General features: G+C 35.7%; 11 protein-coding genes. All 11 read right to left on the reverse strand.

The annotated features are described in order from the left end of the window. Positions 1-212 precede the first annotated feature (212 nt). A complete protein-coding gene (locus D1953_RS14270; protein WP_119117863.1) occupies positions 213-1073 on the reverse strand; it encodes a hypothetical protein in 861 nt (286 codons plus the stop codon). Continuing rightward, entirely contained in the window at positions 1070-3511 is a 2442-nt protein-coding gene (locus D1953_RS14275) for a heavy metal translocating P-type ATPase (RefSeq protein WP_119117864.1), read from the reverse strand. Before D1953_RS14275 ends, D1953_RS14270 begins: the two co-directional genes overlap by 4 nt. A gap of 89 nt (positions 3512-3600) precedes the next feature. Further along, complete coding sequence (gene copZ, locus D1953_RS14280; protein WP_119117865.1) at positions 3601-3807, reverse strand: copper chaperone CopZ; 207 nt, start codon at positions 3805-3807, stop codon at positions 3601-3603. Between the two features lie 14 nt (positions 3808-3821). Then, entirely contained in the window at positions 3822-4163 is a 342-nt protein-coding gene (locus D1953_RS14285) for a metal-sensing transcriptional repressor (RefSeq protein ID WP_119117866.1), read from the reverse strand. A gap of 120 nt (positions 4164-4283) precedes the next feature. Further along, positions 4284-5051, reverse strand: a complete 768-nt coding sequence (locus tag D1953_RS14290) for a CPBP family glutamic-type intramembrane protease (RefSeq protein WP_119117867.1) — start codon at positions 5049-5051, stop codon at positions 4284-4286. A gap of 111 nt (positions 5052-5162) precedes the next feature. After that, complete coding sequence (locus D1953_RS14295; RefSeq protein WP_119117868.1) at positions 5163-5948, reverse strand: CPBP family glutamic-type intramembrane protease; 786 nt, start codon at positions 5946-5948, stop codon at positions 5163-5165. A 151-nt stretch (positions 5949-6099) separates the two neighbouring features. Further along, positions 6100-7068 (reverse strand): NAD(P)/FAD-dependent oxidoreductase, encoded by a 969-nt coding sequence (locus D1953_RS14300; RefSeq protein WP_119117869.1) that lies wholly within the window; start codon positions 7066-7068, stop codon positions 6100-6102. After that, positions 7065-7613 carry a 5' nucleotidase, NT5C type gene (locus tag D1953_RS14305; protein ID WP_119117870.1) on the reverse strand — a complete coding sequence of 183 codons (549 nt, stop codon included), beginning with the start codon at positions 7611-7613 and terminating at the stop codon, positions 7065-7067. The genes D1953_RS14300 and D1953_RS14305 overlap by 4 nt, the downstream gene beginning before the upstream one ends. A gap of 70 nt (positions 7614-7683) precedes the next feature. Next, the gene (gene folE, locus D1953_RS14310) at positions 7684-8337 is read right to left on the reverse strand and encodes a GTP cyclohydrolase I FolE (protein WP_119117871.1); all 654 of its coding nucleotides are present in this window, start codon (positions 8335-8337) and stop codon (positions 7684-7686) included. A 212-nt stretch (positions 8338-8549) separates the two neighbouring features. Continuing rightward, positions 8550-11081: a putative bifunctional diguanylate cyclase/phosphodiesterase gene (locus D1953_RS14315; protein WP_119117872.1), complete on the reverse strand. Its 2532-nt coding sequence runs from the start codon at positions 11079-11081 to the stop codon at positions 8550-8552. A gap of 255 nt (positions 11082-11336) precedes the next feature. After that, the gene (locus D1953_RS14320) at positions 11337-12110 is read right to left on the reverse strand and encodes an alpha/beta fold hydrolase (protein WP_119117873.1); all 774 of its coding nucleotides are present in this window, start codon (positions 12108-12110) and stop codon (positions 11337-11339) included. Between the last annotated feature and the right edge of the window lie 73 nt (positions 12111-12183).

A 12183-nucleotide genomic window follows, 5' to 3' on the forward strand; every position in this document is an offset into this window, starting at 1 on the left:
TGTCTTTTGACATAAAAAACTCCTCTGTATGCTTGATTCTGGTTGGCGAACCAAGAATATTTTAGCACCACAGAAGAGTTTTTTTAATACCACGCTTTAAGCTTTTTTGAACCCTAGGCCTAGCCTAGGGTTTTCATTTCCACAAAAAAATAAAACCCACAATACTTAAAACATAAGCATCCTGGGTTTTACACTAGCTCCCTTAGAAGCAATTATTTAACTTTCACCACAAACGGATACACAGTTACTTTTCCATCTTGTTGAAATTCTGCCCAGATTTTATAAATACCAGGATGCGGAAATTGAGTTTCAAAGATTGGATCTTGTTCATTTAGTGGATGAACATGTAGGTATTCTTCCGCTTGTTCATCTAAAATTACAACGTGACCGATTGCTCCTAAATAAGGCTCAAGTACAGCTTCATAAACATCAAATGTTAATGTCACAGGTTCATTAGCCGTTAAATCCGTTGTCATAAGAGATACTTTGTTTTCATCAACTGTTTTAGTTAATTCTTTATCAACTTGCAATGAACTATGTGCATGTTCACTCGTTGCAGGATTGCCAACTATAAAAGGAATTGGTTGAACTTCGTATTGTAAGCTCGTTGATTTGATGTCTACAAAAGCTTTATAAGTTCCTTCTTCCAATTTGCTTGTCACTTTAAATTGACCTGGTGCTATTTCTCCAGGGTGTAAATGATGATACTGTTCTAAATGTTCATCAACGACAATAAGGTGAAGAAGCTTCTCATGATTTATTTCTAAATCTGTTACGGGATTTCCTGAATTATCTTTTAGTGTTAGAAATAGCTGCTTGTTTCCTTCTTTAATTGTTACCTGTATTTCATTCTCTTTACTACTTGTTTCGCCATGTTCGTGATTGTCTTCTTCATGCCGTTGTTCTGTTCCAGCATTAGCATGTGAATTATGTTCTTCGATTTTTTGCCCGGCTACATTTTTCGGGGTATTGTGTTCTACACCCTTATTTACACCAAATACTGCCTCATAAACAGCGTACCCCGCAACGACAACGACTAAATATAAAACAGCTGAAAACACCCACTTTTTCATCGGTTTGCTTCCCCTTTACCTGAAAGTTTCACCCTTTGCAAGCGCAATGCATTTAACACCACTGACACAGAACTAAACGCCATCGCTGCTCCTGCTAACCATGGAGCTAAGAAACCAAACGCAGCAATTGGAATTCCTAATGCATTGTAGGCAAACGCCCAAAATAGATTTTGTCTAATATTTCGGATTGTCTTTTTACTCATATAAATCGCATCTGCAATACTACCTAGATCTCCTCGAATAAGCGTAATATCAGCTGCTTCCATCGCTACATCTGTTCCTGTTCCGATTGCCATTCCAATATGCGCCGTCGCTAATGCTGGAGCATCATTAATTCCATCTCCAACCATGGCGACTACTTTCCCTTGAGCTTGAAGTTGTTTCACTGCTTCTGCTTTTCCTTCTGGTAAAACTTCCGCTACAACATGATCAATGCCTGCCTCTTTTGCAATCGCCTCGGCTGTGCGTTTGTTATCTCCTGTAATCATGACCACGTCAAGGCCCATATCTTTAAGTCGTTGGACTGCTTCTTTTGAAGTATCTTTTATTGTATCGGCAACAGCTACTAAACCGGCATATTGATTGTTAATAGCAATAAGCATTGACGTTTTCCCTTTTCCCTCCAAATCCTCCATCGTCTTAAGCATATGTTCAATATAAATGTTGTGCTTATTCATTAATTTTCTGGTTCCTGCAACAATAACATGGCCATCTACCTTTGCCTGAATCCCATAGCCTGGTATGGATTCAAATTCTTCCACTTCCACAAGTTCAATATTTTTCTCTTTTATCCCCGCAACAATTGCCCGGGCTAGTGGATGCTCTGATTGCTTTTCGGCAGCGGCTACTAACGTTAAAAACTGCTGTTCTTCAAAGCCCTCTTCGATTAAAATATCTGTTAAAACCGGGGCGCCATTTGTTACTGTTCCTGTTTTATCTAACAGGATCGTCGTTAACTGATGGGTCCTTTCTAAATGCTCTCCACCTTTAAAAAGAATACCAAACTCGGCCGCTCTTCCTGTACCTGCCATAATTGAAGTAGGAGTTGCTAATCCTAAGGCACATGGACAAGCAATCACCAAAACAGCAATTAATTTTTCTAATGCCTCGGCAAAGTTACCAGGAGCGACCCATATGAACCACACTAAAAAGGTAAGAAAAGCAATTCCTACTACGATTGGAACAAAGATTCCTGAAATATGATCTGCTAATCGCTGAATAGGTGCTTTTGAACCTTGAGCCTCTTCTACCACTTTAATAATTTGCGCAAGTGCTGTATCACGGCCTACTTTTTTCGCTTTTACTTTTAAGAATCCATTTTTATTGATTGTGGCCCCAATCACAGAGTCACCTACTGTTTTATCAATAGGAACACTCTCACCTGTTAACATCGATTCATCTAAAGCTGAACTTCCTTCTACGATTTCTCCATCTACCGGCACTTTTTCACCCGGCTTTACATAAACGATGTCACCTACTAATACATCTTCTAGTGGAATCTCCCGTTCAACTCCAGCTCTCAACACGGTTGCTGTTTTTGCTTGGAGACCCATTAGTTTTTTTATGGCCTCTGATGAACGGCCTTTTGCTCTAACTTCAAACAATTTTCCTAAAATGATTAATGTAATTAAAACAGCACTTGTTTCATAATAAAGCTCGATCATATGCTCATTGCTGCCAATAGACGCTATAGACAAATATAAACTATAAAAATAGGCAGCCGATGTTCCTAAAGCAACTAATACATCCATGTTAGCACTTTTATTTCGAAGCGCTTTAAAAGCCCCTATATAAAATTGCTTCCCAACAATGAACTGAACAGGTGTCGCAAGCGCTAATTGCACCCAAGGATTTAAAAACATTTCTGGTACATACATAAATGACGTAAAGCTAAAGTGACTGACCATCGCCCATAATAATGGTACAGATAAGAAAGCCGAAAAAATAAACTTCCCTTTTTGAGTTTCTAACTCTTTTGCTTTAAGATCTTTAATGCTCTCTTTTTGTTCCTCTTTTAAAGTCGCTTGATACCCTAACTTTTCAATTCGCTTTACCATATCCGATGTTCCAATTTGTGCTGGGTTATACTCGATAGCGGCGCTCTCTAACGCTAAATTGACCGTCGCTTTCGTTACACCTTCTAGTTTAGTTAATCCTTTTTCAATTCTAGTCGCACAAGCGGCACAAGTCATGCCGATAATATCCAGCTCAACTTTTTCCTCTATTACTTCATAGCCTAAGTCATGGATTTTCTTTTTAAAGTCCTCTATATGAGCTACATTAGGATCATACGTAATAGAAGTTTTCTCCAAAGCAAAATTGACTGTCGCCTCTTCTACGCCTTCTATTTTTTTAATTCCCTTTTCAATTCGCACAGCACAAGCGGCACAAGTCATGCCTGTTATCGGAAGTACAGTTTCTTTTAACTCTTGTGTCATTTTCACCCCTCCTAAATACCCCTACAAGGTATGTTTTTTATTAAAAAGAATACGTGCATTTTTGTTTATGCACGTATATAAAATTCACATTATGCTACATCATAGCCTTGATCATCAATTGTTTCTTTTATAGTCTCTAATGAAACCACTGATGAATCAAACTCTACATCTACTTTCCCTTCACTTAAATGAACGTTTACACTGGATACTCCGTTCAGTTTACCGACAGCACCCTCAACTGCATTAACACAGTGTCCACAAAACATTCCGCTTACAAGTAACGTTACTTTTTCCATATTATGTTCGCTCCTTATTTTTTCATTAATCTTTGAATAGTAACCAACAGTTCATCTACTACTTCTAAATCCCCTTCTTGAATCCGCTCTGTTACACAGCTCTTCAAGTGATTTTCTAATAAAACTTTGGAAAAACTATTTAGTGCAGATTGTATCGCTGAAACTTGAGTAATTACATCATCACAATAAGTATCTTTTTCAATGAGGCCTTTCACCCCGCGAATTTGACCTTCTATTCTATTTAGACGATTAATTAAACTCTTCTTTACCTTTTCAGAATGATGACTTACCCTCTCAGAGTGATTCAAGTAACATGGTTCAATTTCTAATAGGTCCTCTTGGTTTTCACGATCCACCTATAGCACCCCCCACTTATAATATACTATACCCCCCTAATGTATGCTACATATTTTTTAAAAAAGTATCCATTTTTTTCTACTCTTAAAATGGATACACATATTTTAGATATCGCTAATCTACATCATCAGAACTAATTGAATAACTAATTGCAGATCCATTAAGTAATGTGCCAACATAATAGGAATTAGTCTCTTTGTTTTCATATATATAAATCCTAATGCAAGGGCAAGTGGAATGAACGATAAAAATCTCCATAACATATAAGGTATATCAAATACTAAAGGCAAGGCAACATGTTGAAAGGCAAGGGCCAAACCAGCCAGAATAATGGCTAGCCACTGTTTTCCTGTAATGGCATGGAGACGTGGAAGAGCATATCCAATATAAGTAGGGGTTTCAACCAGCCCGTTTGTTAAAGGGAACAGAATCAATGCAAGGACTAGTGCCCATACAGGGATTTCTTGAAACATCGTCGTAGGCAGACTAAATGTACCAAATAACAGATAACCGGCTGCATATAATGATACACCACCCAAAATAAAGCCTACTAACACTAGCCATAATGTTTCTACAGCATATTTCCCTTGACTCCCCTTTTGATAATTGAACATACTCTTATATGGAATTCCGTCTTTTCTTAAAAAAGACCTTAGAATAAAATACGTTGCGATGTTAGCTAATATCGCTTGGAATGGCCACCACTTTTCTGCAGCTTTTAAAGGTGTTTCACTTCCTAATAAGGAGAATAGACCAACAAAAACAGCTCCAAATACAATAAATAATAATGTACGCATCATTAATGAAAAGAAAACTCGATAATTCCAATTCGAATCTGTTGGTCGTGTCAAATGAAGGCCATTTTTCTGTAAATCGATATTGTCCATAACTCCACCTCATTTATTTTAAACATAGTACGCACTTCAAAATGGATATGAACAGTTAACCAGTTTATGCTAATTATTCATTATTTAAGATAGAAGGAACTAGTTAAATCATCATAATAAAAACCAAATATTCGTTATAATTGTTGTAGTAATGTGTAAGGCAGCGTGTGAAATCATTGCAATCTCGAGGCCTTTTTTCCAATATAACCAGCCAAATACAATTCCAGCAATTCCATTAAGAAGCAGCATTCGAGTTAAAATAAGTGGTGTTAATGGAGCAGCTAACATATTAATGCCTAAATGACCTAATGCAAATAAGATGGAACTGATGATAATACTAATCCAGAATATTGCTGCAGAAGGGGCTGATTTTGACCGTTGAAAAACTTTCCACATTATCCAAATAAGCAAGGACATAAGTCCCCATCTGAGTAATAGTTCCTCGACTATCCCACCGTAGAATATTCCGTTTAACGTGTTTACAACATTTCTTGATTCTACACTCATTTTTAAGGTTTCCGGTAGATATGGTTGAAATATCAGTTCAAAGCTAAAGAAAATAGCAGATACAATAACTCCTAGAATAATTCCAATGGGAAGATTGGATTTAAACGTTTTCCATATGCTTTTATTCTCTTGCATATGGTGATATAAATATGAATCCAGCTTTAATCTTGGAGCTGTCAGCTGACCAACTATAATCGCAATAATTAAAAGAATCATTGGATTGATCAAAGAACTAATAACAAGCACTTCAAAAGGAAGGTCAGGTACATTCGGAAGTGATTGTAACTGTTCCTCCAATAACGGAATCATAGCGGGCACTAAAAATCCGATTCCTATAAGACCTATACATAAAAAGGCCAAAAATGTTTTCTGAAATATCCAATTTTTCACAGCCTATTCCTCCTCTAACTTTATTACTATGACGTTTAGCACTATCCATTCGTTCACTACAAAGATATTTTTCTTTTATCTTGTATGAAGAGACTTCTAAATAATTAAAATCTGAACAAATAAAATAACCTCAGCTCCATAAAATACAGAGCTAAGGTTTGAATTTAGAAATAAACTTATGTTTCGAAGTTTGCTCATTTGTTAATAGTAACGATAAATACTTAGCAACGATTGCTGCCTGTCCATTTGATGAAGCTATACTCGAAAATAAAGGATTTGTACAAATATCTCCAATAGCATAAATAGCACTGTTGCTTGTTTGACCTATACGGTCGGTCACAATCAATTCATTCTCCGCTACTTTAACAAGACTTTTCACAAGCTCACTGTTTGGTTTACTTCCTATCCTTAGGAAAACAGCATCTACCTTCAAAGAAAACGCTTTCTCTTTGTTATTTAACAAATCGATTGAGGTCACACACTGTTCTCCATGGATAGAGGTCACTCGAGTATTTGTGATTATTTTTATATTCTCTTTCTTGGTTACGATATCCACATATTGACTTCTTGCCTTAAAGTTTTCAGATCGGTGAATCAAGTAAACTGCAGCGTCTGCATCCGCTAAAAGAATAGCCCCCTCTAAAGCTCGATCTCCTCCTCCTACAACGGCTACGACTTTATTTTTAAATCGATATCTATCCGCCGTCGCAGAGTAAACTTCTCCTCTAGCAATCATCTCCCTTTCTCCCGGAACTTCCAGCAACTTTGGTCCTGACCCCATCGCTAAAACTAAATAATGAAAGTGAAGTTTTTCTATCTTATTCTCCTGTTGAATTTTAAGAGTTTTTGATGAAGCATCGATGGATAAAATCTTTGTATGTAATCTATATAAGCATCCTGCATTATGAAAATAAGCGGCAAATTCCTGTTGCATTACCTTTCCGTTTTTAGCATATAAGCCTGGATAATCTATAATTTCATTATGAATTTGAGTTAATTGTCCACCTAACTTCTCTTCTTTTTCGAGAAGAAGATGATCAACCCCCAGCCTCTTACACCATATTGCTGCTGACATTCCTGCCGGCCCTCCTCCAATAATGATAACATCAATATGTTTCATGAAATCTCCACCCAAGCTTCTGTTTGCAGGAACCTTTCAAATTCTAACCAATTTCCAATTCTAGGAACTTCAATATTTCTGTTGTAAGGATAATCCATAGCGACGGCAAGCCTTCCAGTCGCAGCAAATTCTTTTAAATTATGCGGGGCATCATCAAATAACAGGTCACCGACAATCATGTTTTTTCGATGAGTAAAAATCATGTTATGCTTCCCTATAAAAGGAAGATGTTTTTCCACCCATATTTCCTTCTCGGCAAAGGCACTGGAAACACTGCTCGTTACGATTAAAATTTCATAATCTTTGCATAATCTTTTTAAAACTTCTACTGCATGCGGAAGCGGCTTTAAACGACTAAATAAACCTGGTTCTTTCAAATAATCATATATTTTTATTCCACATTCAGGTTTTACATACTTCTCAGAATTCCAGCACTTTAACCGATCAACCGTCAAATTATCATCATAGTCTTTATTATATCGATCATGCCAATCTGACATTAAATCACATATGACAGAATCCATATCAATTAGTAATGTTCGCATGAAACTGCTCCCCTCTTTTACTAATAAAAAGGCGTACCCCAATTTAATTTAGGTTACGCCTTTTCTGTTCCTATAAAACACTAGGTCTTTGAAGAATCGATAAAAACTCTGCACGTGTCTCGGATCTATCAGCAAATATTCCGCGAACAGATGATGTTGCAGTCGAAGCATTCGACTTTTTGATTCCTCTGCCACACATACACATATGCTTGGCTTCGATTACTACCATCGTGCCTTTAGGTTGTAAAATTTCTTCAATGGCCTCTGCAATTTCGGTTGTTAATCGTTCTTGAACCTGAAATCTCTTCGCATATCCTTCCACCATACGAGCAATCTTCGATAACCCAGTAATTTTTTCATTAGGGATATATCCTACATGGGCTACACCAAAAAAAGGAGCAAAGTGATGTTCGCACATCGAATAAAATTCAATATCTCTTACTAAAACTAACTCCTGATGATTTACATCAAAAGTCTTTAACAAATGAGCTTTAGGATCTTCTCTATAGCCCTCTGTATATTCTAAAAATGCCTTTAATACTCTATATGGAGTTTCTATAAGACCGTCTCGATTAGGATCATCACCGCAGAGCTCAATTAATCCTTTAACCGCTTCCATAAAATGTTGAGATTGATCAATTTTTCTATGTATTTCAGTAGCATCATCTTGCTCAAATATATCCGGGAATTTTTGAGCAATTAATTTTTGTTCATTGAAAGACATTTTCTTAAGTACCTCTCTTTTATTCTGGCTATGTTATATAACCTCGTTAATCCGAAATCAACAGCGTCATATAACATAGCCTTTATTTGAAATATATACAAGGAATCGATATCCTCGCTATCTACTAACATTAGCTAATCATAAATAATTAAAAGAAGAATGTAAAGGTAGTATGCATTGATTCTTTCTATAATTAATTAGTATTAATTAAGTTAATAGTTCTCTTTAAGGAATCTTTCGAAATCCTGTTTACTAAGTGGCTTACTAAACAAATAGCCTTGCATATGATAACATCCGTTCTTTAATAAAAACTCCTTTTGATGCTCTTCCTCAACCCCTTCCGCTATTACATGTAACCGTAAGCCGCGTGCCATCGTTATAATAGCTTCAGAGATTTCGGAATTGCTATAATCCTCCTGAATATCTTGAATAAATGTTCGATCAATCTTAAGGTTATCAACAGGTAATGTTTTTAAATAACTGAATGAAGAATACCCTGTCCCAAAATCATCCACTGAAACAGAAACTCCGTAGTTTCGTAACTTTTCCAAAGCTTCTATAGTTTCTGCTGAATGATCAAATAAAATATTTTCTGTAATTTCCACTTCAAAATAGGCAGGTGACAATTTGGACTCAGAAAGAATGTCTACGACCTGTTTTATTAGTCGACTAGAATCTTGAAATTGCTTTGGTGAAAAGTTTACAGCAAGGTTTAACGGCTCTAAACGACCTTCATTCCACTTGCTTACCTGGAAACAAGCTTTCTTCATCGCTAATTCCCATAAAGAATGAATCAATCCTGTACTCTCTGCAACAGGAATAAACTTATCTGGTGACACAAATCCAAGTTCCTCATCTGTCCACCTTACCAATGCTTCTACCCCAGTTATGATATTTTCCTTAGCATTTATTTTCGGCTGATAATAAACTTCAATTTTTTCTTCTTTAATAGCCTTTCTTAATCGAGTTTCTATACGCAGCTTCTCTTCATTTTTTATATTGATTGTATCGTTATATACAACAACTTTGCTGCCCCCTTGTTTCTTAGCCTCATACATCGCTATATCGGCATAGACCATCAGAGTATCTTGATTCTCCGTATGCATTGGGTATAAACTTAGACCACAACTCACACCTACATGTATTTCATTTCCTTCAATAATAAAAGGGTGTTTAATGACTGTAACAATCGTTTCAGCTGCCGCTTTTACCTTCTCTAATTTAAGGTTTTTAAATAAAATAACAAATTCATCCCCGCCTTGTCTGGTCACAAAACTGTTTGTACTAGAGAGACAGCTCTTTAATCGATTTGATACAAGCTTGATTAATTCATCACCGAGCGCATGCCCTAATGAGTCATTAATATCTTTAAATCGGTCTATGTCAATAAATAACACTGCTACCGAACCATCTGTTTGTTTTGTATTTACAATCATCTTATTTAGCTCTTCCTGAAGATACCTTCTATTAGGAAGTCCAGTAAGAGAATCGTGATATGCTTGAAACTCAATGACTTCTTGACTCTGCTTTAAATCCGTTACATAAGCTTGCAAAAAATTCGATAAGGCATTTACATTTCGTGTAAGAAGTCCTAACTCATCTTTTCGTTTCAAAATTAAATTTTTCCCAAATTTTCCTTGGGCAATCTCGTTTACTTGTCCAACTATATAACCAATCGGTTTTGTAATCGAGCGAGAAAACACAAAACTTGTAATTAACACAACAAGTATAAACGGAATCAATAATAAAAGATGATTCAGCAATTCACGGTTTAGTTCTTTCTGCATTAACCCATAGTCGTAGGTTACACCAATAACATATGGTACATCTACATCGGTATTAATAGGAACAAATGTCTTCCTAACATTTTTTTCGTTTATCGTTTCAGTGTAGTGCTGTGTCTCTCCTGTCTTTATAGCTTTTTGAATCATCTCTGTATCTAATTCTTGGTTGCTATAGTTATACGTACCATACCAAATCGGTTGATCAGCAATTCGAATATAATTGTATCCATTTTTATTAATAATCCTACTCTTTTTCCCGAACTTTTCCGGGTTGAAAACAGTCAATTCCACTACACCATCAAGTTCCTTCGTAAACCTCTCCATAACATTGCTGGGACCAAATTGCTTTTCGTACTCTAATACTTGATTGTCACGAAAATAGGGATTAATAATAAAATTAGTAGAGCCATCGTAAAAGTAACCCCATTTATCTGTATGATCAGGGTTGCTGGAAGCAATCTCAGTTGGACCTGTCCAGTAATTTGGCAGGGCTACCCCTTCTTTTACATTAACCGGCGATAAAGAGAAAAGCTGTTGAAAAGCATCATACCAATATCCCCACTCTTTTGTTGACATGTTAACTTCATGTGAATCGGATGATTTTACACCGATAATATCGTTTTCCTTTTGAGCTAATAAAGTAATATGTGAAATCATCAGCTCATCAGCCAATGCTTTTAATTGTTCATTAGTTATCTCTTCATGTTTAGAAGGTAACGAGTTTTGTATAGCAATAGAAGCCGTTCTTAATTCTCTCCCAAGAATATTTTCTACAAATAAAGATCCCTTTTTTGCACTTTCCACCTGATACGATACTTCCTGAGTAATTAACGCTATTTCTTTTTCATTAAAATTTATTAATTGCTGTTTAGATCGTAAATAATGTAAAGCATTATTCGCTATTAAAATACATAATACCAACAAAGTGAAAATTAATGGAAGTTTCTTCTTGATGGACACTATCGATCTACCTCCTGCTGATATTTAACCGTTAATTATCGTTTAGTTCATTAAGTATTGTGAGTAGCATAGTTAAAAATCAACATAGATTTTTAGCCAAAACTCTCTTCTGCAAGAAGATTATTACACAAATGGACAAAATTCGACAAAACAAGCATATTTTAATCACACTATTACAAAGTAGCCCACCAAAACGTATCTTTAACTTAGCAAAGCCCAATTTAAAGATAGGTAAAAACACTACACGGTTGTTATTTATATCTCTATAAGTTCTAAAGCTAAGCTTCTTTGATTGCTCGCTTTTTTTAGAAAAGGTTGAAATATAGACATAAATTGATCAGGCTGGTGAATATGGGCTACATGTCCAGCATTTTGCAGCTCGTGATATTCAACATGCGGAACATATTGTTCTAAATCCGCTAATGTTTCTTTATATAATTCATCATATTCGCCCATTACCCATAAAATTGGACGTTTTACATTCATTAAATCCATTCTCGAATCATATTCAAGTTGCACCCTAATGGCTTTTTCGAAAACATTTGGATGAAGCAACAAAGCATTCTTTACAAAAATAGCCTCTGAGTTTTCTTGTATTTGCTTTTTATTTGGATTTATGGCGGATGCATATCGTTTCAACCATGCTTTATGATCATATTGTGGTTTTTCTTTTAATAATTTAATACGGTTCTTATGCAATGTTGAAGGAACACCACAAAAGTATCCCCCTACAAAAGTCAAACTCATTACCATTTCAGGGTATTTTTTATTAAAAGCCATGGCAACTATACAACCAAAACTTAATGTGCACAAATGAGCCTTTTGAATTCCGTTTCTCTTGTATTGATCATAAAGCTGTTGAAGTAATAGCTCCAAAGAAAAAGGACAATCCGCTCCTAAGTTTTCGGAATTATAATAGTCGTAAGCTATACAATTATATCTACCTTTTAATGTATCTATTTCTGTCTTAAATACATTTTTATTTCCCACTACCCCATGCAAAAATATTATAGCTTCCTTCAAATTCATAAAACCTCTTTTTAATGGACTCTTTAATTTTATCTACTTGCACGCGTACCTTCGAAAGTATTTCTATATAATA

Origin of the sequence: Peribacillus asahii (assembly GCF_003570725.1) — a bacterium.
In the GTDB taxonomy this organism is placed as follows: Bacteria; Bacillota; Bacilli; order Bacillales; family DSM-1321; genus Peribacillus; species Peribacillus asahii.

What these genes read in the sequence shown, in the direction of transcription:
- folE (WP_119117871.1), bottom strand. Translation starts at nt 8,337, where the DNA reads ATGTCTTTCAATGAACAAAAATTAATTGCTCAAAAATTCCCGGATATA.
- copZ (WP_119117865.1), bottom strand. Translation starts at nt 3,807, where the DNA reads ATGGAAAAAGTAACGTTACTTGTAAGCGGAATGTTTTGTGGACACTGT.
- D1953_RS14270 (WP_119117863.1), bottom strand. Translation starts at nt 1,073, where the DNA reads ATGAAAAAGTGGGTGTTTTCAGCTGTTTTATATTTAGTCGTTGTCGTT.
- D1953_RS14275 (WP_119117864.1), bottom strand. Translation starts at nt 3,511, where the DNA reads ATGACACAAGAGTTAAAAGAAACTGTACTTCCGATAACAGGCATGACT.
- D1953_RS14320 (WP_119117873.1), bottom strand. Translation starts at nt 12,110, where the DNA reads ATGAATTTGAAGGAAGCTATAATATTTTTGCATGGGGTAGTGGGAAAT.
- D1953_RS14300 (WP_119117869.1), bottom strand. Translation starts at nt 7,068, where the DNA reads ATGAAACATATTGATGTTATCATTATTGGAGGAGGGCCGGCAGGAATG.
- D1953_RS14290 (WP_119117867.1), bottom strand. Translation starts at nt 5,051, where the DNA reads ATGGACAATATCGATTTACAGAAAAATGGCCTTCATTTGACACGACCA.
- D1953_RS14305 (WP_119117870.1), bottom strand. Translation starts at nt 7,613, where the DNA reads ATGCGAACATTACTAATTGATATGGATTCTGTCATATGTGATTTAATG.